The 25,752-nt window shown below is 68.1% G+C and carries 26 protein-coding genes; 11 read left to right on the top strand and 15 right to left on the bottom strand.

Annotated elements, in window-relative coordinates:
* The first annotated feature begins 38 nt into the window (after positions 1-38).
* The 3 genes from ypfJ to WFI52_RS09330 all read left to right on the top strand — a co-directional run bounded on the left by ypfJ (position 39) and on the right by WFI52_RS09330 (position 3,681).
* A complete protein-coding gene (gene ypfJ, locus WFI52_RS09340; protein ID WP_336627154.1) occupies positions 39-914 on the top strand; it encodes a KPN_02809 family neutral zinc metallopeptidase in 876 nt (291 codons plus the stop codon).
* Positions 911-1,891 carry a prolyl aminopeptidase gene (gene pip / locus WFI52_RS09335; protein ID WP_336627155.1) on the top strand — a complete coding sequence of 327 codons (981 nt, stop codon included), beginning with the start codon at positions 911-913 and terminating at the stop codon, positions 1,889-1,891. Before ypfJ ends, pip begins: the two co-directional genes overlap by 4 nt.
* Positions 1,892-2,085: 194 nt before the next feature.
* Positions 2,086-3,681 carry a DEAD/DEAH box helicase gene (locus WFI52_RS09330; RefSeq protein ID WP_336627156.1) on the top strand — a complete coding sequence of 532 codons (1,596 nt, stop codon included), beginning with the start codon at positions 2,086-2,088 and terminating at the stop codon, positions 3,679-3,681.
* Between the two features lie 171 nt (positions 3,682-3,852).
* Here WFI52_RS09330 and WFI52_RS09325 read toward each other — a convergent pair whose 3' ends face one another.
* The 11 genes from WFI52_RS09325 to WFI52_RS09275 all read right to left on the bottom strand — a co-directional run bounded on the left by WFI52_RS09325 (position 3,853) and on the right by WFI52_RS09275 (position 15,012).
* The gene (locus WFI52_RS09325) at positions 3,853-5,571 is read right to left on the bottom strand and encodes a GMC family oxidoreductase (protein ID WP_336627157.1); all 1,719 of its coding nucleotides are present in this window, start codon (positions 5,569-5,571) and stop codon (positions 3,853-3,855) included.
* Positions 5,568-7,244 carry an aldehyde dehydrogenase family protein gene (locus tag WFI52_RS09320; RefSeq protein ID WP_336627158.1) on the bottom strand — a complete coding sequence of 559 codons (1,677 nt, stop codon included), beginning with the start codon at positions 7,242-7,244 and terminating at the stop codon, positions 5,568-5,570. The genes WFI52_RS09325 and WFI52_RS09320 overlap by 4 nt, the downstream gene beginning before the upstream one ends.
* A 101-nt stretch (positions 7,245-7,345) precedes the next feature.
* Positions 7,346-8,833: an MFS transporter gene (locus WFI52_RS09315; RefSeq protein ID WP_336627159.1), complete on the bottom strand. Its 1,488-nt coding sequence runs from the start codon at positions 8,831-8,833 to the stop codon at positions 7,346-7,348.
* Between the two features lie 37 nt (positions 8,834-8,870).
* Positions 8,871-9,137 (bottom strand): glutaredoxin family protein, encoded by a 267-nt coding sequence (locus tag WFI52_RS09310; protein ID WP_336627160.1) that lies wholly within the window; start codon positions 9,135-9,137, stop codon positions 8,871-8,873.
* On the bottom strand, positions 9,134-10,267 hold the full coding sequence (locus WFI52_RS09305) for a glycosyltransferase family 2 protein (protein ID WP_336627161.1): 1,134 nt from the start codon (positions 10,265-10,267) through the stop codon (positions 9,134-9,136). The genes WFI52_RS09310 and WFI52_RS09305 overlap by 4 nt, the downstream gene beginning before the upstream one ends.
* A 140-nt stretch (positions 10,268-10,407) precedes the next feature.
* Positions 10,408-11,571 (bottom strand): polysaccharide deacetylase family protein, encoded by a 1,164-nt coding sequence (locus WFI52_RS09300; protein WP_336627162.1) that lies wholly within the window; start codon positions 11,569-11,571, stop codon positions 10,408-10,410.
* Between the two features lie 142 nt (positions 11,572-11,713).
* Entirely contained in the window at positions 11,714-12,679 is a 966-nt protein-coding gene (locus tag WFI52_RS09295; RefSeq protein ID WP_336627163.1) for an NAD(P)-dependent alcohol dehydrogenase, read from the bottom strand.
* On the bottom strand, positions 12,676-12,918 hold the full coding sequence (locus WFI52_RS09290; RefSeq protein WP_336627164.1) for a helix-turn-helix transcriptional regulator: 243 nt from the start codon (positions 12,916-12,918) through the stop codon (positions 12,676-12,678). Before WFI52_RS09290 ends, WFI52_RS09295 begins: the two co-directional genes overlap by 4 nt.
* Before the next feature lies 1 nt (position 12,919).
* Positions 12,920-13,348, bottom strand: a complete 429-nt coding sequence (locus WFI52_RS09285; protein WP_336627165.1) for a hypothetical protein — start codon at positions 13,346-13,348, stop codon at positions 12,920-12,922.
* A 159-nt stretch (positions 13,349-13,507) separates the two neighbouring features.
* On the bottom strand, positions 13,508-14,107 hold the full coding sequence (locus WFI52_RS09280; RefSeq protein WP_336627166.1) for a class I SAM-dependent methyltransferase: 600 nt from the start codon (positions 14,105-14,107) through the stop codon (positions 13,508-13,510).
* 239 nt (positions 14,108-14,346) lie between these two features.
* On the bottom strand, positions 14,347-15,012 hold the full coding sequence (locus WFI52_RS09275; RefSeq protein ID WP_336627167.1) for an NYN domain-containing protein: 666 nt from the start codon (positions 15,010-15,012) through the stop codon (positions 14,347-14,349).
* A gap of 247 nt (positions 15,013-15,259) precedes the next feature.
* Between WFI52_RS09275 and WFI52_RS09270 the strand changes: the two genes are divergently transcribed.
* On the top strand, positions 15,260-16,432 hold the full coding sequence (locus WFI52_RS09270; RefSeq protein ID WP_336627168.1) for a DNA-methyltransferase: 1,173 nt from the start codon (positions 15,260-15,262) through the stop codon (positions 16,430-16,432).
* Here the strand turns inward: WFI52_RS09270 and WFI52_RS09265 are convergent.
* From WFI52_RS09265 to WFI52_RS09250, 4 genes are all read right to left on the bottom strand, one after another.
* A complete protein-coding gene (locus tag WFI52_RS09265) occupies positions 16,387-17,790 on the bottom strand; it encodes a 5-methylcytosine restriction system specificity protein McrC (protein WP_336627169.1) in 1,404 nt (467 codons plus the stop codon). The two genes, WFI52_RS09270 and WFI52_RS09265, sit on opposite strands and share 46 nt — an antisense overlap.
* Positions 17,791-17,792: 2 nt before the next feature.
* The gene (locus WFI52_RS09260) at positions 17,793-18,755 is read right to left on the bottom strand and encodes an McrB family protein (protein ID WP_336627170.1); all 963 of its coding nucleotides are present in this window, start codon (positions 18,753-18,755) and stop codon (positions 17,793-17,795) included.
* Positions 18,748-19,422 (bottom strand): hypothetical protein, encoded by a 675-nt coding sequence (locus tag WFI52_RS09255; RefSeq protein WP_336627171.1) that lies wholly within the window; start codon positions 19,420-19,422, stop codon positions 18,748-18,750. Before WFI52_RS09255 ends, WFI52_RS09260 begins: the two co-directional genes overlap by 8 nt.
* Before the next feature lie 171 nt (positions 19,423-19,593).
* Positions 19,594-20,145 (bottom strand): hypothetical protein, encoded by a 552-nt coding sequence (locus WFI52_RS09250; RefSeq protein ID WP_336627172.1) that lies wholly within the window; start codon positions 20,143-20,145, stop codon positions 19,594-19,596.
* A gap of 154 nt (positions 20,146-20,299) precedes the next feature.
* Between WFI52_RS09250 and WFI52_RS09245 the strand changes: the two genes are divergently transcribed.
* The 7 genes from WFI52_RS09245 to WFI52_RS09215 are packed head-to-tail and all read left to right on the top strand — an operon-like array spanning position 20,300 to position 25,442.
* Positions 20,300-20,698 carry a plasmid replication, integration and excision activator gene (locus WFI52_RS09245; protein ID WP_336627173.1) on the top strand — a complete coding sequence of 133 codons (399 nt, stop codon included), beginning with the start codon at positions 20,300-20,302 and terminating at the stop codon, positions 20,696-20,698.
* Positions 20,698-22,116 (top strand): FtsK/SpoIIIE domain-containing protein, encoded by a 1,419-nt coding sequence (locus tag WFI52_RS09240; protein WP_336627174.1) that lies wholly within the window; start codon positions 20,698-20,700, stop codon positions 22,114-22,116. The genes WFI52_RS09245 and WFI52_RS09240 overlap by 1 nt, the downstream gene beginning before the upstream one ends.
* Positions 22,113-22,541 carry a hypothetical protein gene (locus WFI52_RS09235; protein ID WP_336627175.1) on the top strand — a complete coding sequence of 143 codons (429 nt, stop codon included), beginning with the start codon at positions 22,113-22,115 and terminating at the stop codon, positions 22,539-22,541. Before WFI52_RS09240 ends, WFI52_RS09235 begins: the two co-directional genes overlap by 4 nt.
* The gene (locus WFI52_RS09230) at positions 22,528-23,895 is read left to right on the top strand and encodes a replication initiator (RefSeq protein WP_336627176.1); all 1,368 of its coding nucleotides are present in this window, start codon (positions 22,528-22,530) and stop codon (positions 23,893-23,895) included. The genes WFI52_RS09235 and WFI52_RS09230 overlap by 14 nt, the downstream gene beginning before the upstream one ends.
* Positions 23,892-24,134, top strand: a complete 243-nt coding sequence (locus tag WFI52_RS09225) for a helix-turn-helix transcriptional regulator (RefSeq protein ID WP_229935627.1) — start codon at positions 23,892-23,894, stop codon at positions 24,132-24,134. Before WFI52_RS09230 ends, WFI52_RS09225 begins: the two co-directional genes overlap by 4 nt.
* The gene (locus WFI52_RS09220; RefSeq protein WP_336627177.1) at positions 24,124-25,245 is read left to right on the top strand and encodes a tyrosine-type recombinase/integrase; all 1,122 of its coding nucleotides are present in this window, start codon (positions 24,124-24,126) and stop codon (positions 25,243-25,245) included. Before WFI52_RS09225 ends, WFI52_RS09220 begins: the two co-directional genes overlap by 11 nt.
* Entirely contained in the window at positions 25,245-25,442 is a 198-nt protein-coding gene (locus tag WFI52_RS09215) for a hypothetical protein (protein WP_336627178.1), read from the top strand. The genes WFI52_RS09220 and WFI52_RS09215 overlap by 1 nt, the downstream gene beginning before the upstream one ends.
* Positions 25,443-25,752: the final 310 nt, after the last annotated feature.

The following is a 25,752-nucleotide window of genomic DNA, read 5'->3' as shown; positions in this document are numbered from 1 at the left end:
GCCGACGGCTGCGCGATGTCAGGCGGTACGGTGAGGCCATGACGTTCAACAGCAACGCCGATGTGAGCGGGAGCGGCGCGAAGCGGCGCGGCCCCGGTGGCGGAGTGATCGCGGGAGGTGTCGGCGGCCTCGGAGCGATCGCCGTGATCCTGCTCCAGATCTTCACCGGCGGCGACTTCTCCAGTCTTCTGGGCGGGGGTGGTGGGCTGCAGGCGGGGCCCGGCACCGAGTCCGAGATTCAGAACTGCGAGACGGGTGCCGACGCCAACGCGAGCGTCGACTGCCGCCTCGCGGCGGGTTCGAAGGTCATCAATTCCTACTGGGCGACTCAGGTGCAGGGGTACCGGCAGCCGCAGCTCATCATCGTCGACGGGTCGACGCCGACATCGTGCGGCACGGCATCGAACGCGACCGGTCCCTTCTACTGCCCGCCGGAGGAGACCGTCTACATCGACCCGACCTTCTTCGACGTTCTCGAGCAGCAGTTCGGCGACAAGGCGGGCGACCTCGCGCAGCTCTACGTGCTCGCCCACGAGTACGGTCACCACATCCAGCAGATCACCGGCATCTTCGACCAGTACCCGAACAACGGCACCGGTCCCGACAGCAACGGCGTGCGCACCGAACTGCAGGCCGACTGCTTCGCGGGGGCCTGGGTCGCGGATGCCGCGCAGCAGACCGACGCGCACGGCGTCGCCTACATCCAGACGCCCACCGACGCGCAGATCGACGACGCGCTCGCCGCCGCGGCGGCGGTCGGCGACGACCACATCCAGCAGCAGTCGTCGGGCGTCGTGAACCCCGAGAGCTGGACCCACGGGTCGAGCGAGCAGCGTCAGCGCTGGTTCATGACGGGTTACCAGGGCGGCCCGCAGGCGTGCAACACCTTCGGCGTCTCGGGGGGCGACCTGTGACCCCGGCCGGAGATCACCTCGACGAGATCCTGTACCCGGCCATCGAGCCCTACGAGACGGGTTACCTCCTCGTCGGCGACGGCCAGCGCGTGTACTGGGAGCAGTCGGGCAACCCCGACGGCAAGCCCGTGGTGTTCCTGCACGGTGGGCCGGGCGGCGGTACGTCACCCTGGCAGCGGCGCTTCTTCGACCCCGAGATCTATCGCATCGTGCTCTTCGACCAGCGCGGCTGCGGCAAGTCGACGCCGCACATGAGCGAGCCCGATGCCGATCCCCGCTACAACACGACATGGCACCTCGTCGCCGACATGGAACTCCTCCGCAAGAATCTCGGCATCGACCGCTGGCAGGTCTTCGGCGGGTCATGGGGGTCTGCCCTCGCCCTCGCCTACGCCGAGTGCCACCCCGACGCCGTGACCGAGATCGTGCTGCGCGGCGTCTTCACCCTCCGCCGGCACGAGCTGGAGTGGTTTTACGAGGGCGGCGCATCGGCCCTGTTCCCGGACCTGTGGGAGTCGTACCTCGAACCCATCCCCGTGCTCGAGCGTTCGCGCATGATCGAGGCCTACCACCGGCGGTTGTCCGACCCCGACCCGGCCGTGCACCAGAGCGCCGCCCACGCGTGGACGGCGTGGGAGGCATCCACCCTCACGCTCGAGTCGGATCACGGGCTCGTCGACTCGATGACGGAGCCCGCGCAGGCCCTCGCCTTCGCGCGCATCGAGAACCACTACTTCCTGAACGGCGGATGGTTCCGCGAGGGCCAGCTCATCGAGGATGTGGGGGCGATCCGCGGCATCCCGGCCGTCATCGTCCAAGGCCGCTACGACGTCTGCACGCCGATCATGACCGCGTGGGATCTGCACCGGGCCTGGCCAGAGGCCGACTTCGTCGTCGTGCCGGATGCCGGGCACTCGGCCACCGAGCCCGGGATCGCCCGCGCGCTGCGGGCGGCGACCGACCGCTTCGCCTCGTGACGCGAGGCGTGCCCGGGCGCGCCTGCTAGACTGGAATCTCTTGACGCGCCGGCATCCGCCCGCGCGCTTGCGTCGTAGAGCGCTTCCCTCGCCGCCCGGTCCGCCGGATGCCGGCTGACATTCCCCATACGGCGACCCTGTGCGCATCCGCGCAGAGGCCACCGATCCGGGCGCACGCGCCCAGAAACATCACCATGTCTGACATCACTTTCCGCACGCTCGGCGTGCCCGCCCCCCTCGTCGAGGTCCTCGCGAAGGACGGCAAGACCGAGGCCTTCCCGATCCAGGTCGACACCCTGCCCGACACCCTCGCCGGCCGTGACGTGCTCGGCCGCGGCAAGACGGGCTCGGGCAAGACCCTTGCCTTCTCGATCCCCCTCGCCGCGCGCCTGGGCGGTGCGCTCGCCGGCGGCTCGCGCCGCGCCGGACGCATCCTCGGGCTCGTCCTCGCGCCCACGCGTGAACTCGCGACGCAGATCAACGCGACGCTCGAACCCCTGGCAGCCGCCTACGGCATGAAGACGACGACGATCTTCGGCGGCGTCAACCAGAACCGTCAGGTCGCGGCCCTCAAGGACGGCGTCGACATCGTCGTCGCCTGCCCCGGCCGCCTCGAGGACCTCATGAAGCAGGGCTTCGTGAAGCTGGATGCCGTGGAGATCACCGTCATCGACGAAGCCGACCACATGGCCGACCTCGGCTTCCTGCCGTCGGTGACCCGCATTCTCGCGGCGACGCCGGCCAGCGGCCAGCGGATGCTCTTCTCCGCGACGCTCGACAACGGCGTGGACAAGCTCGTGAACCGCTTCCTCGAGAACGAGGTGCTGCACTCGGTCGACGAAGCGCACTCGCCTGTCGTCGCGATGACGCACCACGTCTTCCACGTCGCCGGCGCCGACGAGAAGAAGGAACTCGTGCGCACGCTCGCGTCGGGCACCTCGCGCCGCATCCTCTTCATGCGCACAAAGCACCACGCGAAGAAGCTCGCCCAGCAGCTGACGGCGCAGGGCATCCCCTCGGTCGACCTGCACGGCAACCTGTCGCAGCCGGCCCGCGACCGCAACCTCGCGGCCTTCGCCTCGGGTGCGGCGAAGGTGCTCGTCGCGACCGATGTCGCCGCGCGCGGCGTGCACGTGGACGACGTGGAGCTCGTCATCCACGTCGACCCGCCCATGGAGCACAAGGCGTACCTGCACCGCTCGGGACGCACCGCCCGCGCGGGCGCCGAGGGCTCGGTCGTCACGGTCGTCATGCCCGGCCAGGAGAAGGACGTCAAGGACCTGCTGCGCAAGGCCGCCATCACGGCCACGCCCGTGAAGGTCAGCGCCACCTCGCCCGAGGTGACCCAGCTCGTCGGCGAGGTCGCCCCCTACGTCAAGCCCGAGCCCAAGGTCGAGCAGCCGCGTGGTGGTGGCCGCAGCCAGGGCGCTAACGCGCAGCGCAAGCGTGCCGCGCGCGAGGGCGGTGCGGGCCAGGGTGGTTCGGGCCAGGGCGGTTCGGGCCAGGGTGGCGGCGGTCGCGGACGCGGTCAGGCCGCTGCCGGTGGCCAGCCCCGCAAGGACCGCTCGGGTCGCCCCGCGGCAGAGCGGCCGGGTCGGCCGGCGCAGGCCGCGCACACCGACGCGCCGCGCGCGCAGCGACCGGCGCGCGATCACGGCGCGGCTCAGGGCTCGGGTAACCCGCGCACGTCGGGCCGTCGTGCGTCGCACGCGGGCGGTGCGGCCGGCGGCAAGCTCATGGTCGGCTCGGTCGTGCGTCAGAACGGGGGCCAGCGCCGCTCCGGTCGCTGACCCGGTCCGGTCGCTGACCCTCGGCGGTTGGTTCACGAAAACTCCTCCGATTCGCGCCGTCGGCGCTCGGCGTGCCCCGGATTCTCGGGCAACCGAGGGCTCAGACGCTCCCGATCGGAGGAGTTTTCGCGCGCGGGGTCCGCTCAGACCCTGCGGACGAGGCCGGCCGGCTCAGGCCCCGCGGATGAAGTCGGCCGCGCGCTCGCCGATCACGATCGCGGGGGCGTTGGTGTGGCCGCGGATGACGGTCGGCATGACCGAGGCATCCGCGACGCGCAGGCCCGCGACGCCGCGCACCCGCAGCTCGGGATCGACGACCGACGCAGCGTCAAGACCCATCCGGGCCGTTCCGGCGGGGTGGTAGAGCGTGTGCGAGTAGCGGCGCAGGGATGCCTCGGCCCGCTCGGCGGGCGTCATCGTCTCGCCGCCCTCGGGCTGCACCCATCCGCCGGTCGTCACGGCTCCGAGCGCGGAGGTCGCGATGAGTCGCTCACACTCGGCGAGCCCCGCGAGCATCGTCGCGGCATCGACTCCCTCGGAGTCGGTGAGATAGGCAGGGTCGATGACCGCGGCATCCGCCGGATCGGCCGACGCCAGCCGGATCGTGCCGCGGCTGCGCGGCTGCAGCAGGATCGCCCCGACGGTCAGCCCCTCGGCGGGCAGCGGCACAAGTCCTTCGCCGACGTAGGGTGCGGCCGCGAAGATGATCTCGATGTCAGGCAGCCCGTCGGGGGCGCCGGTCTCATCGGCGACCGGGGTGCGCACGAATCCGTATGCCTCGGCGACGTTCGAGGTCAGCATGCCGCGTCGCTGGGTGAGGTAGCGGACGAGTTCCGCGGGCTTCTCGGCGCCGTAGAGAGTGCCGTCGGATGCCGCGGGCGCGAGCCCCGCGACCAGGTGATCCTGAAGGTTCTCGCCCACCTCGGGGGCGTCGACGACCAGGTCGATGCCGTGGGATGCCAGGTGGTCGGCCGGTCCGATGCCGCTCAGCATGAGCAGCTGCGGGGTGTTGATCGCGCCGCCGGCGAGGATGACCTCGCGTCGTGCGCGAGCGTGGCGGGTGATTCCGGCGATGTCGACGTAGACGCCCGTCGCGCGCGGGAGTGCACCCTCGGCGGGAACGAGTGCACCCTCGGCGGGAACGAGTGCACCCTCGGCGGGGGGAGCGGCGGCGAAAGTCACACGTCGCACGAGGGCGTCGGTCGCGACGCGGAGGTTCCCGCGCCGTCGCCGCAGCGCGGGCCGCAGGTACGCGTCGGCGGTCGACGCCCGCCCTCCGCGGTGCTGCGAGACCATCGTCTGCGAGAAGCCCTGCCCGGTCGGCAGGTTCGCCTCGGTCACGGGGTGGCCGAGCTCGCGCGCCGCCTCGAGGAATGCCGCCGTGTGCGGCCGGGGATCGCGCTGGCGCGACACCGCCTGCGGACCGCCGCGCCCGAGCGAGGGGTCCGCGGCATCCTCGGTGTCCTCCACCCGCAGGAAGTACGGCGCGAGCGCCTTCCAGGCCCAGCCCTCGCCCGCGACTTCGGCCCACGCGTCGTAGTCGGCGGCGAATCCACGCACCCACATCATCGCGTTGAGCGACGACGAGCCACCGAGCGTCTTGCCCCGCGGCCAGTAGATCGTGCGCCCATCGAGAGCGGGCTGGGGCACGGTGTCGTAATTCCAGTCGTACGCGCCGCGGAAGAGCTTCGAGAACGCGGCCGGCACGTGCAGCTCGAGCGCACGGTCTGCCGGTCCCGCCTCGAGCAGCAGCACCGAGACGTCGGGGTCTTCGCTCAGGCGCGCGGCGAGGGCTGCGCCCGCCGAGCCCGCCCCGACGACGATGTAGTCCGCCTCGAGATCGGCGCGCCGCCCGCCCCGCCCCCGCCGCCCCCGCCGATCGCGCGTCATGCGCCGAAGGCCTTCACGAGCACGACCGACATGGCGGCCCAGTTGCCGTCGATGCGGAACCGGGTGAAGCCCTCGCAGACGGCCGCTCCCGTGCGCGACGTCACGAACCACGGCGGCTTCGGCAGCACCGACAGGCCGTAGCCGCGCACCGCCGACGTCGCCGACCGAGGGAACGGGCGGAACGGGCCGCGCACCACCGTGCGCTCGACGCGGTCGAGGAGGAACGCGTTGTGGACGATCCCGATGCCGCTCGGGGCGTCGTCGAGCGTCCCGCCGGGGTACGCGCCCCACGTCGCGGTCGGGGTGAGGAAGCCGAAGGCCGTCCACGCATTGATCGCGACGGTGCCGTAGTGGAGGTCGGCGATCGCCCGTTCGAAGCCGGCGCCGAGCGCCGACTGCGTCACGGGGTCGATCAAGACGTTCGCGCCGAGCGTGCCGGTGAGGCGGTCATTCGCGTGGGCGACGGCGCCGTCGAGGAACTCCTGTCCCGAGCCCGGCAGCGAGACCACGCCGAGCACCGGCGAGAAGTACTCGGTCGTCTCGACGGCGTCGGCCTCGGCGCCGTTCGCGGAGGTCTCGATCAGCACACGGGTGCCGTCACCGCAGCTGTCGGCCGCCGGGTAGGCCGCGCGCGCGGCATCCAGCTTCGCCGAACTGTTCGGGTACCAGACCGGCCGGGCGGGCGCGCGGTCGTACGCCGCGCGCAGCTCGTCGAGGAACTCGGCGCGCTGCGGCCAGTCGCGGCTGAGGATCACGACCTGCCCCGCGATGCAGTTGTGGCCGCTGTTGTGCAGGCGCATCGTCACGACGTGCTCGGCCTGGTAGCGCAGGTCGGCGCGCGACCATTCGCCCGGAACGATGATGATCGGCGAGACCCCGCCGAGCTCCGCCGTGATCGGCACGGAGAGTCCCGGCACGATCGCGCGGAACGTCGCTTCGGACCCCGTGATGTGCACGTGCGCGATGTCGGGATGCCGCGTAAGGTAGGCGCCCACGTCGCCGCCGCCCGTAACGATCCGCAGGAATCCGGGTTCGATGAGCGGCGCGAGGGCGCGTTCGAAGACGGGCACGAGCGCGTCCTGCGTGGGGTTCACCTTGAGGATGACGACGCGATTGAACGCCATCAGTTCGTAGAGCACGTCGAGGTAGGGGATCGAGGTGATGTTGCCCGCGCCGAGGACGAGCCCGACGCCTCCCGAATCGGTGGGATGCCGCTGGGCGAGGCCCGCCGCGCCGCGTGCGTCGGCGGGGGTCACGCCGGGTTCGAGCCACACCTCGGTCTCGTAGCCCGACAGCAGCAGCCGGTCGGTCGCGGTCAGGGGCGACGTGTGCACGACCGTGCGCCCGCCGGGCGCCGTGTCCATCTTCGCTCCAGCGATCGGCGAACGGCCGGCCGCGAGAGCCGCGAGGGTGTCGGCGTAGGCGTCGATCGCGACGAGCGCCGCGTACGGCCCCGACAGCCACTCCTCGCCGCGGAGCGGGTGCCCCGGCGCGAGTCCCTTCGAGGTGGATGCCGCGTCTGCCCACTCCTCGGCGACGGCGGCGGTCGTGGCCCGCACGCGCAGGAGCAGAGCGCGGCGCTGCGACAGCGTGAGCAGGCTCCAGGCGCGTGCCCCGGTCTGCAGCTGCGTGATCGCCTCGTCGAGCGGGGCGTGCTCCGTCGTCGTGGTCACAGCCTTCTCCTTCGAATGGGTGCCCGGGGCCGGGTCCCCGGCGGATGCCGAGGCGGGTGCCGGGCGGACTTTCGGGAGACCGCCCGACACCCGCTGCAAGCCTACGGCTGAAGTGGCACTCGATCCCAGTGAGTTTGCTCCTCGATGTCATCGCGGCGCAGGCGGTACCGCGCGAGCGGCACGAGGCTCGCGACGACGAGCGCCGCCGGCAGCACGCTGAAGCTCAGCACGATGCCGGCGATGGCGGCATCCGGCTGCGTGACGCTCGCCCCCGCGACGCGCTCGACGTAGCCCGTCGCCGCGAGGACGATTGCGAGTACGGTCGCGCCGAGCGCGAACCCCGTCGTCTCGCCGGCGGTCCAGATGCCGCCGAACGCGCCCGCGCGCCCCGCCCCGTACTGGCGTGCGTCGTGGCTGATGACGTCGGGCAGCATGGCCATCGGCAGCGACTGCATGCCCGCGTAGGCGATGCCCGCCACCGCGACCGACGCATAGATCCAGCCGCCGGGCGCCCACAGGGCGGCGACCGTCGAGAGCGCCGCGACGGCGAAGAGGATGCCGGCGAGAGCGAACGAACGCTCCTTTCCCGCCCGGCGTGCGAGCGCGCCCCACGCGGGAGCGGCGACGAGGGCGGGGGCGATCAGGGCGACGAAGAGGAGCGTCACGGCATCCTCTGAACGGAGCACCCACGTTGCGAGGTACTGCGCCCCCGCGAGCATGAGTCCCGTCGCGAGGGCCTGCAGGACGAACGTCAGCAGCAGTGCACGGAAGGGCTGGCTGCGACGGAGCGTGTCGAACGCGGCGCGGAAGTTGTCGCGGATGCCGCCACCGGGTGTCGAGGCGTCCGCGCCGACGCGATGGGCGGGCGCGGCGCCCGTGGCATCGGCGACGAGCTCCGCCTCCTCCGCGGTGCTCGTGCCGACGGCGGCCATCGCCGATCGCGTCCGGAGCCCGTGTCGCGCGACCGACGCGGAGACGAGCATGCCGACACCGATCGTGACGCCCGCGACGACACCCATGAGGAGGTAGCCGGTCGTCGGGTCGCCCGTGGCTTTGCGCAGCAGCGGTCCGCCCGCGCCGAACAGCAGGATCGCGAAGGTCAGCACGACGACGCGCCAGGTGAGCAGCCGCGTGCGCTCGTCGTAGCGGTCGGTGAGCTCGGCGGGCAGGGCGATGTAGGGCACCTGGAAGAGGCTGAATGCGGTGGCGGTGAGCAGGAACGCCACGAGCACCCAGGCTGCGCCGCTCGCGGGTGCGAGCCCCGGCGGCACGGCGAAGGTGAGGGCGAACAGCACCGGCAGGCTGACGCCGCCGATCACCATGAGGCGGCGGCGCGATCCGTGTCGGCGCAGGTCGTCGTCGGTGAGCGCGCCGACGACGGGATCGATGACGACGTCCCACACTTTCGCGGCGGTCACGATGACACCGGCAAGAAGCGCGGCGACGCCGAGACTGTCGGTCAGGTAGTACGTCAGGACGAGCCCCGGGAGCGTCGCGAAGCCGCCCGTGCCGATCGAGCCGGCGGCGTAGGTCGCGATCGTGCGGCGGCGCAGCCGAGCGCCGGCCTGCCGGGGTGCGTCATTGCCCATGCCGCTCACCCTAACGGGCGGGCGGCAGCACGGCGGATCAGATCAGCGCGAGCTCGCGCAGCTTCGCCGCGACGTCGTCGTTCGAAGGCTCGACGTGGTGCGTCGCGTCGGGGTAGACGACGACGGGGATGTTCGTGCGGCCCGAGATCTCGCGCGCCACCTCGGCGGCGGAGGGGTCGGCGTCGAGGTCGACGTAGGTGTACTCGACACCGAGGTCGTCGAGCTGCGCCTTGGTGCGGCGGCAGTCGCGGCACCATTCGGCGCCGAACATCGTGATCGTCGAGGCGGGGGAGTCGGAGGTCATGATTCCAGGGTACGACCGCTGGCCTGGGGGACGGCCGACTTCGCCACCATCTGCGGAGCCCGCTTCCTGGGCGCGTAGACGAACAGGGCGTGGTAGACGAAGCGCACGACGAAGGCGGCGGCGAGGGTGATCGCCGCGGCGAGCACACTCGGGATGTGCGCGCTCTGGACGAGGAGGGCCAGGACCGGGATGCGCACGATGGCTTCCGCGTTGTTGAACGCGAAGGACTTGATGAACCGCACCCACATCTGCCCGGACTCGGCGCGCATGTCGGCGAAGACGAGGTACTCGAGCAGCAGGAAGTTGCCGATGATCGTGACTTCGCTCGCGATGATCGCGGCAGGCAGGTAGTCCATGCCGAGGCGGATGAGCCCCCACATGATGACGAGGTTCGCGATCGCGCCGACGCCGCCGACGAGCGCGAACGCCGACATGCGGCCGAAGCGGAGCATCGCGAGCTGCGTGAGGAAGCGCATGCCCTGCGCGAAGCTGGCCTTCGACTCGCCCGCATAGCGCGATGCGAACGCGAACGGCACCTCGCCGATGCGCAGCTGCCGGCGCGCGAGGATCTCGAGCAGGATCTTGAAGCCCCGGGGGCGGAGGTCGCTGAGCTCGACCGCGTCGCGGTCGACGAGGAAGAAGCCCGTCATCGGGTCGGTCGTGCCGTGGAGCTTGCGCGGGAACATCGACTTGGTGAGGAGCGTCGACGCGCGCGAGACGGCGGTGCGGGTCGCGTTGGCGAGGCCGCCTGCGGTGCCGCCGGCGACGTAGCGGGATGCCACGACGATGTCGACATCGCCGACGGCGGCGCGGTCGAGCATGCGGGGAATGTCCTCCGGCGGGTGCTGCAGGTCGCCGTCCATCACGAGGCACCACCGGGAGTCCGCGGCGTGGAAGCCGTCGACGACGGCGCCGCCGAGTCCCGCGGTCGGGTTGTCACGGTGGATGAGGCGCACGGGGAAGTCCGCGGCATCCGCCGCCTGCCGAATGAGATCCGGGGTGTTGTCGGTCGAATCGTCGACGAAGAGGATCTCGAACGAGCGGCCGTGAAGCGCCGCGCCGACGCGGCGGACGAGCTCTGCCACATTGGGACCTTCGTTGAAGGTCGGAACGATGACGGTGAGATCCATGGGGGCTGCTCGCGTTTCGACGGCGGAGTGGGACTCCTCAGCGTAGCGAGGGGCACCTGCGCCTGTCCCGAGTGTGGTCTGTCAGTTCCCTATGTGCTAGCGATGCGTCATGTCCGGCTCATCGCACGTTCATCGGGGTGTCATCCGATGAGCCTCTTCACGTCGGGCACGCCCATGCCGTAGTTGATGCGGATGCACGGGAGCGTCATCTTGTCGGAGCCGATCTCGACGTAGCCCTGCTCGATCGTGCGGGCCATGTCGAAGCCCGCCATCTTCAGGCCCTCGTGCGAGCGTTCGTCGTTGTGGCCGTAGGGGTAGGCCATGATCTCGTGCGAAGCGGGTGCGCTCACACCGATCGTCTGGAGGGCGGCGGCGGAGGCCTCCATGTCGGCTGCGATCTCTTCGGGAGAGAGGTTCACCATCTGCCCCTTGCCGTTGGCGCCGGCGGTGTGCATGTTGTTGGTGTGCGAGCGGGGCAGCACGAATCTGTTCTGCTGCGCGACGCCGTCGCCGGTGATGTCGAAGGATGTCACCATGAGCTGCAGCTGCTCGTTGATCGGCGAGGCCATCGTGAGCCAGGTCGGGTCGGCGTCGTCGTCGGTGATGATGACGGAGTGGTCAGGCAGGTACAGCGCGCCGTCGATGAACGCGCTGAGCTCGTCCCACGTCGGCAGATAGAAGGCCGAGTCCTTGATGTACTGCATCGTGGCGCGGTAGTCCTCGATGTAGGAGTAGTTGCCGCGCAGCCAGCCGTCTTCGCCGCCGGGCTTGTCGGTGAACTGGTGGTACATCATGATCGGGATCCGTGCCCCGACCGCTGCCGCGGCGGCCGCCGTCGTCCACGCGCCGTACAGCGTCTTCTGCTGATCGGTGCACGAGACCAGGTCGGAGCCGTTGATGCGGATGGCCGGGTTGGATGCGCCGGTGGTCGGGTCGGCGGATGCCGCGGCCGCGGCGGACGCGTCGGCGTACCAGCCCGCGAAGGCGCGTCCGTCGGCGCGGGGGATCGGCAGGCGGTCGTAGAGGCGGTCCTGGATCTGCAGCTGCGGGTCGATCGTCGTCCCGTCGAGCACGAACGACACCGCGCACGCGCCGGGTGTGGCGGCGTTGTTCTGCAGGAGCTTCTCGGCCGCGGTCAGCGGGGTGGGCGTCAGCGTCGGGGTCGGGGCGTCGGACGGGGTCTGCGTCGAGGCATCCGTCGTCCCTGCCGTGCCGCAGGCCGACAGCGTCGTCGCGGCGACGACGACGAGCGCCGCCCACGCGGTGCGCCTCCACGGCGTGAGGTGTCCGCGACGTGTGCCCATGTTCTTCCCCCGGTTCGCGGCGCATGCGGGCGCCGCGCTCATCATAGGGGGCGGAGGCGACGAATGTCCGTCAGGCCGGGGGTTCTCCGCGGTTCGTTGATCCAGGATGCCTCGTCGGGAGCGCCCGTCCCCGCCGCGCCGGTCAGGGGACGAGGACGATCTTTCCCGGGTGGGTCGCGGCGCACAGGGCATCGACGGCGCGCGCCGCCTCCGCGAACGCGTACGTCGCGGAGCGGGTCGAGCGGAGGGTGCCGCCCCCGAGGGCGTCGGCGAGGGCGGCGATGTCATCGCCGTTGGTCGTCGCCACGAGCGTGGTGGCCTTCAGCCCCCTCGTGAACGGGGCCTGCAGGGACCGCGACAGGGGGCCGAGCACGGGGCCGCCGTTCTCGGCGCCGCCGAGGACGAGCCGTCCGCCCGGGGTGATGACCCGCCGCCAGCGGGTGAGGGGGAGGCCTCCGGCGAAGTCGAGGACGGCGTCGAAGCGCCGTGGAGTGCGGCCAGGATCGGTGGGGTCGGTCGTCGCGTAGTCGATGACCTCGTGGGCGCCGAGGTCGCGCACGAATGCCGCCTTCGCGGCGCTGCAGACGGCGGTGACGTGGGCGCCGCGCGCTGCCGCGAGCTGCACGGCGTACGAACCGACGCCGCCACCCGCGCCCGTGATGGCGACCGATCGCCCCTCGACGTCACCCGCCGCGCGGAGTGCCTGAAGGGCCGTGTAGCCCGACATCGGCACCGCCGCCGCCTGCTCGAAGCTCGTCGCCGGCGGGAGGGGCTGCAGGAGGTCGGCGTTCGCGGCGGCGCGCTCCGCCCACGATCCCTTCGCCGAACCGAAGACCGCGTCGCCGACGGCGAACCGCGTGACGCCTTCGCCGACGGCGCTCACGACGCCCGCGACGTCCTGCCCCAGCACCGGTCTTTTCGGGCGGCGGATGCCGAGGGCGAGGCGTGCGACGCTCGGCCGCCCCGCCATGAGGTGCCACTCGGCCATGTTCACGCCGGCCGCGGCGACGTCGATGATGACGTGGCCCGGCTCGAGGGCGGGTTCGGGGACGTCTTCGACGTGGAGGACGGAGGTGTCACCGTACTCCCGGCGGACGACTGCTCTCATTTCGGGGTCTCCTGATCGTGGGGGTTCGGGCCGTAGTGGAAGACGTCGTCGAGGCCCACGCCGAAGACCTGGGCGATCTGGAACGCCACCTCGAGCGAAGGCGAGTACTTGCCCTGCTCGATCGCGTTGACGGTCTGTCGGGTGACGCCGATGCGGTCGGCGAGGTCGGCTTGCGTCATCTCTCCCGATGCGGCGCGGAGGGCGCGGATGCGATTGCTCACCCGGGTCGGTTTGACCACGTCAGAACCCCCTGCGGTAGATGACGATCTTCGTGGTCGTCTCGAGGATCGCGGCGAGCACGAAGCCGAGGTAGAGCGTGTTGGCGATCAGGACGTGCGGCGCATCGACGAAGCACAGGATGAGCGCGCCGATGCCGCCGATGACGATCAAAGAATTGCCGACGCGCGAGCCGGCCCAGCCGATCTCGCGGTCGCGCCGGTCGATCATCGTGGCCCCGCGTCGCATCGAGCCGCCGCTCGCCATGCCGATCAGGATGCCGGCGACGATGCCCGCCACGATTCCGCCGCCGATCGCCCACACCATCGGCCACATGTACGTGTCCGGGTCGAGGGGACCGTTGCCGACGAGGAATGCCATGACGAGGTACGCCGCGTAGCCGAGCACGGCGATGATGCCGAGCGACCACGTGTTCTTCTCTTCGTACGACATGAGCCCTCCTCTGTGTGTCAAGTTTTCTTGACATGGTCACAGTAGGGCAGACGACTGTGGCGTGTCAAGAATATTTGACAAAGCGAGCAGATCGATCCGCAGGCGCCGCTGATCACCGACGCACGGATGGTGAGGTAGCGCGCCGGTCGGCGTGGCGTCTCAGCGCGCGCGGCGCTCGCCGAGGAGGGCGCCGACGTCGCGGCGGCCGCGTTCGGTGCGCCGGTGCGTCTCGATGATGTCGAAACCGGCGGCATCCAGCGCGGCGCTCAGCTCGCCCGCGGGCCAGCGATACGCGCGGACGACGGCGTGGTCGAAGGGCTCGATCGCCGTGCCGTCGAAGTAGCCGAGCAGCAGTGTGCCGCCGGGGCGGAGGACGCGCGCGAACTCGGTCAGCGGGACATGGATCTGCGCCGGCGCGTGATGGATCGTCGAGAACCAGGCCAGGATGCCGCCGAGAGACCCGCCACGCTCGTCGGTCGCGTCGATGTCACCGCGCTCGAAGGTGACGTCTGGGTGAGTCGCGCGGGCATGATCGACGAACTCCGGCGCGAGGTCGATGCCGCGCACGTCCACCCCGAGCGTGTGGAGGAAGCGGGTCCAGTGCCCGGGCCCGCAGCCGGCGTCGAGCACGCGCCCCGAGACGGTGCGCGCCCAGGTGGCGACGAGCTGCCGATCGCTCGGGTGCACGGCATCCATCGACCCGAGCGCATCCGCGTACTCGGCCGCTCGGGCGGAGTACGCGGTGGCGACGGCGAGCACGTGTTGAGGGTATCGGGATGGGGCCAGCGGGGGTGGGGGGTTTGACGCGCCGGGTGGCCAACGTTCGAAGGTAGGCGTCGATCCGGTGACCTCGCGATTTTCAGTTGTATGCGGGGGGTTTGCGGGTGCTCACGAGTGCTCGTTTGCCGCGTGATTCCGCGGAAATCGTGCTCGTTGGTGATCGCTGGTCGCGGATGGTTTCAACCGGGTCCCCGGCCCAGGACCGGCCCAGAGTCGGTTCACTCGTCGATGGCGCTGTAGTCGCGGAACGCGAGGAAATCCGTCTCGTTCAGGAAGTGACAAAAGGGCAGGTGGCGCGGTGGGGTCTGGCGGAGGAAGTCGGCAAACCAGAGAGGCTTTGCACCGCTCCAGGTCGCGATCTCGAGCTTCGCCAGATGCCGGCGGAACACGAGCTCGAGCGCCGGCAATAGGTCCGTGTCTCCGCTGAAGACGATCGCGACGTCGAACGCTCCGTCCAGGGCACCCTCGGTGAGACCAACTGCCAGAGCGACATCGATGCCCTTCTCGCGTGCGGTGAAAGTGCCGTCGTCCCAGAAGTCGTACTTGAGGTCTCGCCGTATGACATGGACCCGTTCGTCCTCAGACCAGGCCTCCGCCTGCAGGTCGTTCGAACTGGCGGGCTTAGGTTGATGCTCGGGAACTGGCCTTCCACGGAAGACCCACACGTCAGTGAGCTCGCCAGCGAAGCGTCGTTTAGAGACGAGCGCTTCGGCGACTTTCAGCGGATCGAGCACCGTTTCGTACTTCGGCTGGCCGACCCCACCGAAGAGACCGTGCCCGGTGCGATGCGCGTTCTCGTAGTCGATGAACACTGCAACCCGATCAACCATGATCCACCCCTGGTAAAAAAAGCCCCACCAATCCGCGAGGACGGTGGGGAGCAATGGCTCATTTCTACCAGACGAACCTGGGAGTGCGTCAAGTTGGCTCTGCGATCGGTGACAGGGCGTCACGGCGTGGAGGGAGCAGTCGAGTAAGTCTGTCGAGAGCGGCTCGGGGCCTCGACGACCGCCGACATCTCGGGTATACAGGACTCTAGGCGGGAGAGTGCACGGCGACCTTGAAGCGAGTGTCCGAGCCCGTCGATAGCTTCAAGACGAAGACAGTAAGACGATTTGAGGGCTAATCTGAATGACTAACACGGCAAGCGAGACGACCTCGGGCGTCGCCGCAGACTCGGAGCCTGTCGCAGGCGCCGCAAAGCTCGGATCTGTATCAGTCGGCCAACTCGAGGACTGGCAGTCGCTGCTGGCCGAGCCTTCCTTGTCCTTCACCGCTGGCGACGCTCGCTCCACCGGCCTTCCGGACAACTCCGTTGACATGATCGTGACTTCGCCGCCGTACTGGAACAAGCGCGACTATGGTCACAATGACCAGATCGGCCTTGAAGCTACCGCTGAGGCTTACGTCCGTTCAATTCTCGACTGTCTCGACGAGTGGAAGCGCGTCCTTCGTCCGCACGGTTCAGTGTTCCTCAACGTTGGGGACACTTATCACAACAAATCTCTCCTCGGTATCCCCGGGCGGATCGAGTGGGATGCTGTCAATAAAGGCGGTTGGCTGGTTCGTAACAGGATCATCTGGGCGAAAGAATCTGGGATGCCTGATCCAGTCAAGAACCGGCTGGCCAATCGTCACGAGTACGTCATTCATCTCACGTACAAGCCGAGTTACTACTACGACCTCGTCGGATACTCAGAAGTCGTCGGCAACGGCGCCAATCCGGGCGACGTGTGGACGATCAACCCTGAACGCAACATGGGTGCTCACCTGGCCCCGTACCCCAAGGAGCTTGTGCGTCGCGCGATTCTTCTGGGCGCGCCGCAGCAGGTGTGTGAGACGTGCGGAGTGCCCCGACAGCGAGTGATTGAGCGGACTTCGGAACTCGACCCCAACCGCCCGCAGGCGAAGCGTGCGATGGAGCTCGCCAGAGAACATGGCCTGACTGACGCTCATATCCGAGCGATCCAAGCGTTCGGAGTCTCGGATGTCGGTAAGGCGACGAAGTTCCAGAATGGAACCGGCCGTAACACTGCGGAGGTGCAAAGGCTCGCGGCTGAGGCGAAGAAGGCCCTCGGCGGATACTTTCGCGAGTTCACCTTCGCGAGGAAGCGCACCGTCGGCTGGACCGACTGTGGGCACGGCACTCCCGCGAGAGGCATCGTCCTGGACCCATTCGCGGGCACAGGAACTACGCTGACAACCGCGGTCGCCGAGGGTCGGGATGCGATCGGAGTGGATCTCGTGCCGCTAATGAATCAGCCTGAGATCGGGGCGTCCGAGCCTTCCAGGCGAGCAAGGTAGGCGACAACCTCGGCCATGTCTTCCAGGGAGGCATCCATCGCCTCGTCGAGCGAGAGATCGAGACGATAGTCGTAGACATCGATGGTGCGAACTCGCCCTACGTAGACGAGTCCCTTCCTCCCTCGAATCCAGGGGTGGATTAGAAGGGTGAACGGTAGGTCGTACCGCAGTGCGTACGTGACGGCTTGCTCTACTTCTCCGCGCTCCGGAAGCGTATCGATTGTCTGCGACCTTTGGCCGTGCGCCGTGTTCTTGACCTCCGCAATCAGCAGCGCTTTGCCGTCTGGCCGCGCGACAACGATGTCGGGTTGCGCTTTTCCCGCGTCAGCACTTGCAAGCGCCTCAAGAGAACTACCCCGGATGGAAGGAAGCTGGTCGGGTACATCGTAGAAGTCGACGCGTCCCTCCGTGTTGCCGTCGAGCACCGAGGCTAGCCATGATCGCGCTGCCGCGGCTCGCACGAGACTCACTCGGACAAAGCTTTCGAAGAGCTGGTTCGTGTCGATGAGCATCGATCCGAGTTGAACATCGTCACCATCGAGCTCGAGGGCCAGTCCGACTCCGCGCACAATGAGCACCGAGAGATCCAAGACCCTTCGGTAGTAGGACCTCGAGTCGGGGAGCGATTTTAGGCCAGCGACGTACGGATCAGTGAGGAAGCGGTGCTGCTCGTCATCAGACACCGCATCGAATGCCAGTAGCAGCCCAGCGAGCCTTCCTAGTCGCGTTCGGTCACCTTTGCGGGGCCGGTCGCGGTGCTGTTCCAGGTGCGCGTGGACGATCTCTAGGGCCGTCTTGATACAGCGATTCTCAGCCGTATCGACCGTGCGCTCGAACCATGAGAACGACGCGCGGTTAGGAATCCCACGGGCGGCGTAGCGCTGTACGGTTTGCGTCATGTTGATACGCCCGTGCGGGTAAGAACCCTCTGCCGTCCTGTCTCGATACTCTCGAATCAGACCTGCATCGAGCAGCTCATCGACATACTCGATAAGTGCATCGGTGTACACCTTCATTGCCCAGTCGTCCGCCGAGCCTCGGCCGGAGTAGTCGCGGAACGCGGACAGCGCCATCACCGAGTGTCCCGTATCGATGACCATTCGCGTCAGGTTCCCTATGGGCACACGCGGTTTTACCCGCACGACCAATTGTTCGTTGATCGGGATCACGCCGACGTAGGAAGTGGCTTGCAGCCGTAGCTGTCCCTTTTGGAAGGACGCGCGGAGTACATCGCGGTTGTCGATCTCCGAATTGAACACGGTCCGATGTCCGTCACCTAACCATAGGTCGGGATCGACGTCGATGTGATCGTACTCAGCGCATTCGACCACGGTCAGCTGACCTGTTTGCGGGGCCACGACTAGACTCCGGGCTCCGTTTCGACGGCAATTTCCGGGTCCAGAATGACGTCAGCGCGGACGAAGATGTTTCGCCAAGCCGCCTCGAGGTCATTGCGGGTGCTCTCGTCTCGCCTGAACGCCCGTTGTACGAGGTACCGAAGCTGGTAGCTCCAGACGTCGTCAAGCGAGCTCTCATCGGAAGCGCTCGAGAAGTACGCATGGCCTACAGCTGCAGCGGGATTCTTTTGGGCATGACTATTGATACGAGAGAACCATCCGATCACTCTCTGCCGCAGAGCGGCCTCCATGCCACTTGCTGTCAGCATATCGGCCAGCAGGTCCTTGTCGGGGTCCATCGTGATCTTGGCAAATCGACGTTCGAACGCTGCATCCACCTCGTCGACGCCGCGATCGAACGGGTTCATGGTGGCGAGGATGATCAGATTCGACGGGACTTTGATGGATAGGCCATTGGCAAGGGCAAAAGTGAGCTCTCTCTTGGTGCGTTCTACATACGTCAGAGCCTCGCCGAAGACGCGGCCGACGTCGGCCCTTGAGAGCTCATCGATGACCAGCACGTAAGTGTGCTCTCGGTCGGCATCGGCGGCGCGAACGAGCTCGAGGAATGGGCCGGGTCTCTCTTTGAAGCCGCTTGTCGTCGGCACGAAGCCGATCATGAAGTCTTCGTACTGGTAGCTGGCGTGAAACTGCACGAATCGCACTCGGTCATCGACGCCATCGGCGAGGACCCGCGCGGATTCAGCCGCGTAGTAGGACTTGGATGTTCCCGGCGGGCCGGTAAAGATCACTCCGCCGAACAACGAGGAGAGCCTCACTACCTCCCGAATCACCGGGTTGTCGGAGTTTGCTTCGGGGGCGTCAGGCGCTGAGGACCCTCCACGACTATGTGCTTTCGCGATGACGCCGATGCCGAGTTCATCGGCCGAAACCTCTCGTACTGACGGAACGAGTGACTCAAGCATTCGACTCCTCGATATCGACCATCTGCGTCGAAGCCGGTGCGTCGTCCGACACTGGCTGTTGTTCGAACCAGTCCAGTTCGAAGTCAGGGAGATCAGTGTGGAAGAGCGTGTGGAACTCATTATCCGCTTCGGCGGGATAGTCGAACTTGCTTCGGAAGCCGGCGATCACGTCTGCCGCGCTGGGTTCACCCGTTATGCGGAAGCCGTCGTTGCGCAGGAAGTAGGCGCCAAGGGCCAGCGCGGAAGTGCGCTGGCCGTAGAGCATCTGGTCGAATGCGAGTTCCACGTGGTTGGGCGGGAGCGCATACGCGCTTTCGCTGGCGCCGAGCCAGCCTCCTCCTTGTAGCCGACGAATCGAGCCTGGTGACCAGCTCCCCGGAATGTTCCTCGCTCGCCAGAAACTTGGGAGTGGCATCTTCGTGCGGTCACCGCGGTCTATCAAGGGGAAGTAGTACGGCTTCGTCGGGTTGCCGGGCATGGTGATTAGGGCGAGCAGTTCAGGGTCCGACGCGGAGGCGTTGTCCAGCTCGCCGGCACGGTCTAGGCCGCGAAGGTATAGGTACATCACGAATGTTGGGTGCAGGCGCTGCACTCCGAGAGTGTCGATGCTCCAGCGGACAGCCGTGCTCGTTAGTACCTGCACCGATTGCGAGTCGCCTTCTGCCACGTGCCGACACTATCGGAGTCGTAGTTGCTCCTTACTGATCGACCAACGAATGGCGTGTGGTGAGCGTGGCCGAGGAGCGCCCGGACCGGAGCGCAGCGAGGACCGGACGCACCGCAGTGCCACGCTCACCGCGCCGGCCGGAGGCCGGCCTTGAACGAGTAAAGAAAGTTCTCACAGCTCGTCGTCCCCGAGGTCCTGGAGAGCGCGGCTTGCGGCACGAGCCTTATCGGCGGCAGGCAACCAAGGGTGGAAGCCACGCTCGGATTCGGCTGCGTTCATCGCCCGGTCGAGTGCATCGGAGATTCCGCGGAGATCCTCGAAGCCGAGCGCACGGATGCCTGTGCGGATCGCGTCGAGGTTGGGCTCCGCTGAAAGGAGTGCCTCGATCGCTTCGACGGTCTTCGGCGTGTACCGCTTCGCGAATGACTGTGTGATCGCTCCCTGCATTGCAGCGAGTTCGCCGATCGGCGGCTTCGGTTGGTGGAACTTGTGCGTGTAGGCGTTGAAGACGCTGCGATAGTCCCGCGTGGCTCGATCGGCGGCTTCGGCTGCCCACGACATCTGCAGGAACGCTTCGTCGTGGTTCTGCGGGGTCTCGCCGCTGATCTTCTGAGTGTCCATTGCCTCGACCCCGGCAGCGGCTCGCTCCTTGAGTCGCTGGAGGACGTTGCGAACCGGGTCGGGGACAACGCCCCACGTCGGCAGTGCCGGCAGTTCGCTCATGGTGACCTCTCCACGGCTCCGAGCTTACTCGTGTGTCGTTTTTCTGCGCGTAGAGACACCTGAAGCACTAAACGAGAAAAAGGTTGACTGCATGAGGAAGAAGTGTGATGCTGTTCCTGTGAGCAAAAAGTTCACCAGTTGAGAGGAACTAGTAATGGCAATCCAGTCAGCAATCCCGGTCAGCTTCGACGCGTTCTTCCCGCGGGGTGCGTTCGTCGTCGGCGAGGTCGAGCCGATCATCAGGTGGTCCGACGACGGCGAGCGGCAGGGGCAGGACCTCGACAAGAACTCCGGTCACCCGCTCTGGCAGGTGCGCGTGATCGACGCCGACCCCGACGCCAAGAAGGGCCAGGGCGAGGTCACCGTCAAGATCGCGAGTATCTCCGAGCCGCAGTTGCCGCCCGAGCTGAACGGCCTGCCGTTCCGCCCGGCTGTGTTCGAGGGGCTCACCGTGACGCCGTACGTCAAGGAGGGCCGGGGGCGCCCGCGCGTCGCCTACTCGCTCCGTGCTCGCGAGATGAAGCCGGCGCCCAAGCCGCGCGGCGCCGAGTAATGAGAACCTCCGTGCCGCGCGAACTGCGCAGCTGGGGTGACGAGATCGGAATCCTTCTGCGTCGCTGGTGGTGGCTCGCGGCGATCGTGGTGGTTGTTTCGTGGCTCCCCCCGGTGCCGGTCGTACAGGTCGCTTTCACTATCGGGTGCCTGGCGCTCGTCGTCCTCCTCGGTCTCTGGCTCACGGTCGTGGCTCTCCGGATGCCGCGCCGGCCCGACGACAAGTGGAAGCGTGACGTCGCCCGCAACATCCTCGCGAACTGGCCCGGGGTAGCGATGCGCGTCGGCCTCGGAGTCCCCGGCTACGGAACGCGCGGCATGGTGGTCCCCGCAATCAGCGCGCCTGTGTGGGAGGGGTGGACCTGCGCCGTCGCCATTGCCCTCCCGCAAGGACTCGGCCGTGAGCACCTGCAGGCGCAGGCAGATCTACTCGCGCAGGCCTTCGGCGCACGCCGCGCGACGGTCCACGGTGAGCACATCGGCGCGATGGTGCTGCGGCTCGAGTTCGTGGATGCGCTCGAGTTCGCGTTCTCCCTCGACCTGCCCGTGGCGTGGGACGGCAAGACGGTCCCGATGGGCAGAGACGCAACAGGCGGACCTTGGTCGCTTCGCCTCGGTCCCCACACCCTCGTGGCCGGCGCATCGGGCAGCGGCAAAGCATCGCTGGTGTGGGGTCTGCTCCTCGGACTCGCCGAACCCATCCACAGCGGCCTCGTCGAGGTCTGGGGCATCGACCGCAAGGGCGGCATGGAACTCGCGCTCGGGCGCTCGCTGCTGACGAGATTTGCCGCCGACGCTGAGCGCTCGGTAATTCTGCTCGAGGATGCCGTCGCCGCGATGCAACAGCGAGCGAAGGATCTCGCGGGCACGACCCGACAGCACGTCGCGACCCTCGACAGCCCGACGATCGTCGTGCTGATCGACGAGCTCGCGGCGCTCACCGCGTACGAAACCGATCGAGATCTGCTCCGCCGGGCAAACTCCGCGCTCGCGACTCTCGCCTCACAGGGCCGCGCTGTCGGATTCATCGTGTTCGCCTGTCTCCAAGATCCGCGCAAGGAGACGTTGCCGGCGCGCGGCCTCTTCACTCAGACGGTCGGGCTCCGACTGCGTGACCGCATGGAGACCGCGATGGTCCTCGGCGACGGAGCCGTGGTGGCAGGTGCACGCTGCCACGAGATCTCGCCCACGACACCCGGCGTCGCCTATGTCCTGCCCGAAGATGGCCGCCCTCCCGAGCGTGTCCGCGCCGGACTGATCAGCGACGACATGATCCGCGACGTCGCGTCCCGATATGCCGCACCGCGGCAGGTGCCTGTCGTCATCCCCGAACCTCCCGCTCCCGAAGAGCGTCAGCCTCGCTCACCCCGGGCGCCGCGACCTCAGCGACGCACCTCACGAAAGGAAACCGCATCATGAACCGCACCCGTGGTCTCGCATCGGCCGCCCTCGGCGGCCTCGTCGCGGCGCTCGTCCTGTCGGGCTGTGCTGCACCGACTGGGAGCTCGTCACCCGTCCCAAGCCGCCAGACGACCGGGACACGCCCCGCTGACGTTCTTGCGCCCTGCAACCTGGGGGAGAGGTGGGACCGCGCCGCCATGCTCAAAGTCGCACGATACGACGCGCCCGCTGTCGACGACAGTCTGCTCGACGACTACGGGCCGACCATCGCGAACAACTCCTGCTCGGACGCAGCGATCATCAACTGGCAGGGGCTGCGCCGCGAAACCGGCGAGAGTGATGAGATCTGCCGCATTACCTGGTACGACGACCCGTTTATGAGCCTGACCTACCCGATCGGCTGCGCGGTGCCCGTGATGGTGGTGACCGATGCGTCTCGATGAGTCCGTCGCGCGGCGGCTCCGCAGCGAGGAGTACGACCGTTGGATGCACAACGTCGCCTCGACCGGCTACTGCCTCAACCCGGTGCGTCTCGTTGGATCCTCGACGACGCTCCACGAGGCATCCGGCGAGATCCTCTCGGAGTACTCGTCGACGAGCGAACCGGACGGCGTCACCTTCACTCGGTGCGGCAATCGACGCGCCACACGCTGCGAGTCCTGCAGTCACGAGTACAAGGGCGACACCTGGCACATGATCATGGCCGGCGCTGCGGGTGGGATGAAGGAGGTGCCAGAGGAGGTCGCCGAGCACCCGATGGTCTTCCTCACGCTCACAGCCCCGTCGTTCGGAGCCGTGCACACGACCGCCGTCGACCGTCGCACCGGCGTCTGCGAGCACGGCAAGCCGAGAGGATGCCGCTGCCACCATGACGACGACGATCCGCAGCGGGGTGACGCGGTGTGCGCCGAGTGCTACGACTACGTCGGTCACGTCGTCTGGCAGTACCACGCGCCGGAGTTGTGGCGTCGGTTCACGATCCGGCTGCGCCGCGAGCTGGCTCGATCGCTCGGCATGACGCAGCGCGCAGCGGCCCGCGTCGTACGGCTGCAGTTCGCGAAGGTCGCCGAGTTCCAGCGTCGGGGAGTCGTCCACTTCCACGCCATCATCCGGCTCGACGGCATCCATCCCGAGCTCCCTTTCCCGGCGCCGCCGGCCGCAGTGACGACCGATCACTTGGTGACGGCGATCCACTCCGCTGTGAGGAAGACGAGTGTCGCTGCGGATCCACTTCCTGGCGACGCCAGGACTCGCACGCTCGCTTGGGGCAAGCAGTTCGACGTGCGGCCGATCGTGCGTCGCGAGGGTCTTGACGGCGCACTGTCCGACCGCGCTGTGGCCGCCTACATCGCGAAGTACGCGACGAAAGCGACCGAGGATCTCGAGCCCACCGGCGCCGGCCGTGACCACATCAAGCGCATCAGGTCGACGGTTCGCGAGCTGGCCACTGTCGTCGGTCCCGAGGGGCCGTACGAGCAGCTGCATCGCTGGGACGGGATGCTCGGCTTTCGCGGTCACTTCTCGACGAAGTCGCGGCGCTACTCGGTGACGCTCGGCTCGCTTCGCGGCGCACGGCGGACCTGGCGCCTCAAGCACCTGCTCGCCAAGACGAAGCCGACCGAGGAGATCAGTCCCGACGAGGTACTCGTCATCGGCTCATGGGCCTACGCGGGCATGGGCTGGCTCACCGACGGCGACAAAGCACTCGCGAGAGAAGCAGCGGATGCCGCCCGACAGTGGCGCCACGACCGCGCACGAGACCGCAAGACCCCACCCACCGGAAGGAGTACGACATGACCACTCACACGCTCGTCGACGACCCCGAGATCGACATCGCCGACCACGCCGAGCCGAACGACTACCTGACTCGTCGAGAGGCGGCCGCGCTCTGCCGTGTGCCGTTGTCGACCTTCGACTCGCTTCGGCGGCAGAACCGGTTCCCGTTCCCGGATGCGCACATGGGCAAGCACATGCTCTGGCGGGCGTCGACCGTCGCAGCGTTCCTCGAAGCTGGCGGTACCCGCGGTGTCGGCTGAACGGGGCGAGCGGATCGACCCGAAGACCCGGCGCCCGCTCCCTGAGGGCATCCGCTTTCGCGCGGACCGCGGCAAGTATCAGGTGCGCGTATGGGCGATCGGCCTGAACGGGGAGCAGCGCGAACGGTCGACCTACGTCGAGACGCTGGCCGAGGCGAAGAAGCTCCGCGCTGAGACGCTCACGCGGCGCTACCCCGACGGCGATATGACGCTCACTCAGTGGCATTCGCGGCACTGGTCGGTCATCGAGGGCAGCGTGCGTGCGTCGACGGCGCGTGCATACGAGCGCGGCTGGCGCCTGCGAGTAAAGCCATGGCTGGGCCACATGAAGCTCGAGAAGCTGACGGCAGGAGTCATCGAGGAAGCGATCATCGGGTGGGAGGGGAGCACGTCTACGCGGATCGACGCGCTCTCAGTGCTGAGCCGCCTACTCGACGGGGCGGTCCGCGCGCACCTCGTGCCGCTGAACCAAGCACGTCTCGCGCGTCGTCCGAAGTCCGAGTCGGCGACGAGCCTGCGATCTCGCGCGCTCGCTGCCGCGGAGGTGCCGACGCTGCTTGCAGCGATCGATGATGCGCACTATCGGCGCTACATCGCCGCTCTCGTCTACACCGGCATGCGCGCCAACGAGGCGACGGCATTGCGCCTGGAAGACGTCGATCTTGCGCATCGGACGATCCACGTGCGCCGGGCATTCAGCATCGGCGCGGACGGGCGCGGGGTCGAGCTGACGCCGAAGAGCCACAAGGAGCGCGACGTGCCGATTCCGACGCCGCTCGTCGCGCCGCTGACCGAGGCAATGGCCGGCAAGCACCGCGGCGAGCTCGTGTTCACGGGCCCTCGCGGTGGGCGGATCAACGCCTCTAACGTGCGCCGCGCGATCGACTGGAAGACGCTCCGTGCGAAGTTGCATCGCGACGACCTGCGCCTCCACGATCTACGCCACACGCTCGCCACGATGCTGTTCGATGCCGGCGCCTCGGCCAACGACGTCCAGGCCGTGCTCGGGCACTCGAGCATGCAGATGACCGAGCGGTACAGCCGCGCCCGTTCCGACGTCGCCCGTCGCGCGGCGGCCGCCATCGATTCGCTGTTCGGTGAGGGGGAGTGATGGGCGTCCACCAGGAGCTCGACGAGCTCCTCGCCAACCCGGAGTGCCACGCCATCCTCGTGAACGCGCTGGGGGAGTACCGCAGCCTGCTGCACCGCAACGCCGACGACTTCGCCGACGAGTTCGAGCTGGCGCACATCGAGCGCTCGGTCGCGCATATCGATGCGCTCGACGGCGTCTTCGAGTGGTGGCCGTGAATTCACGCAAATTGCCATGTCCGCGAAGGCCTGCCAAGGGGGCCTATACCCATCAGACGACCAGATCGGCGTCCAGGAAGGAATTCAGAATCATGGGTATCTCGCGAAACAACGATGGAAGCCTGTCCCTCGCGGCAGATCGGTTGCCGTCCGGGGTGTGGGGATCGAACCTTCGGGTGATCCTGCCGCGATCGAGGTGGGGGTCAAGTCCCGTGGCGTGGTGTCATTCCGTTGTTCCCTGTGGGTGGGTGGTGGTCAGGCGGTGAGGTAGAGCTCGGGGCGGGCGGGTTCTGTGTGTTCGTGCAGGGTG

Origin of the sequence: Microbacterium sp. MMO-20 (genome assembly GCF_037147735.1) — a bacterium.
GTDB lineage: Bacteria > Actinomycetota > Actinomycetes > Actinomycetales > Microbacteriaceae > Microbacterium.
The sequence above is the reverse complement of the archived record's forward strand: the minus strand, read 5'-3'. Positions and strand labels throughout refer to the sequence as shown.

Coding starts and splice junctions, on each gene's coding strand:
- ypfJ (WP_336627154.1), top strand. CDS start 39: ATGACGTTCAACAGCAACGCCGATGTGAGCGGGAGCGGCGCGAAGCGG.
- WFI52_RS09330 (WP_336627156.1), top strand. CDS start 2,086: ATGTCTGACATCACTTTCCGCACGCTCGGCGTGCCCGCCCCCCTCGTC.
- WFI52_RS09325 (WP_336627157.1), bottom strand. CDS start 5,571: ATGACGCGCGATCGGCGGGGGCGGCGGGGGCGGGGCGGGCGGCGCGCC.
- WFI52_RS09315 (WP_336627159.1), bottom strand. CDS start 8,833: ATGGGCAATGACGCACCCCGGCAGGCCGGCGCTCGGCTGCGCCGCCGC.
- WFI52_RS09310 (WP_336627160.1), bottom strand. CDS start 9,137: ATGACCTCCGACTCCCCCGCCTCGACGATCACGATGTTCGGCGCCGAA.
- WFI52_RS09305 (WP_336627161.1), bottom strand. CDS start 10,267: ATGGATCTCACCGTCATCGTTCCGACCTTCAACGAAGGTCCCAATGTG.
- WFI52_RS09300 (WP_336627162.1), bottom strand. CDS start 11,571: ATGGGCACACGTCGCGGACACCTCACGCCGTGGAGGCGCACCGCGTGG.
- WFI52_RS09295 (WP_336627163.1), bottom strand. CDS start 12,679: ATGAGAGCAGTCGTCCGCCGGGAGTACGGTGACACCTCCGTCCTCCAC.
- WFI52_RS09285 (WP_336627165.1), bottom strand. CDS start 13,348: ATGTCGTACGAAGAGAAGAACACGTGGTCGCTCGGCATCATCGCCGTG.
- WFI52_RS09270 (WP_336627168.1), top strand. CDS start 15,260: ATGACTAACACGGCAAGCGAGACGACCTCGGGCGTCGCCGCAGACTCG.
- WFI52_RS09260 (WP_336627170.1), bottom strand. CDS start 18,755: ATGCTTGAGTCACTCGTTCCGTCAGTACGAGAGGTTTCGGCCGATGAA.
- WFI52_RS09250 (WP_336627172.1), bottom strand. CDS start 20,145: ATGAGCGAACTGCCGGCACTGCCGACGTGGGGCGTTGTCCCCGACCCG.
- WFI52_RS09245 (WP_336627173.1), top strand. CDS start 20,300: ATGGCAATCCAGTCAGCAATCCCGGTCAGCTTCGACGCGTTCTTCCCG.
- WFI52_RS09240 (WP_336627174.1), top strand. CDS start 20,698: ATGAGAACCTCCGTGCCGCGCGAACTGCGCAGCTGGGGTGACGAGATC.
- WFI52_RS09235 (WP_336627175.1), top strand. CDS start 22,113: ATGAACCGCACCCGTGGTCTCGCATCGGCCGCCCTCGGCGGCCTCGTC.
- WFI52_RS09230 (WP_336627176.1), top strand. CDS start 22,528: ATGCGTCTCGATGAGTCCGTCGCGCGGCGGCTCCGCAGCGAGGAGTAC.
- WFI52_RS09225 (WP_229935627.1), top strand. CDS start 23,892: ATGACCACTCACACGCTCGTCGACGACCCCGAGATCGACATCGCCGAC.
- WFI52_RS09215 (WP_336627178.1), top strand. CDS start 25,245: ATGGGCGTCCACCAGGAGCTCGACGAGCTCCTCGCCAACCCGGAGTGC.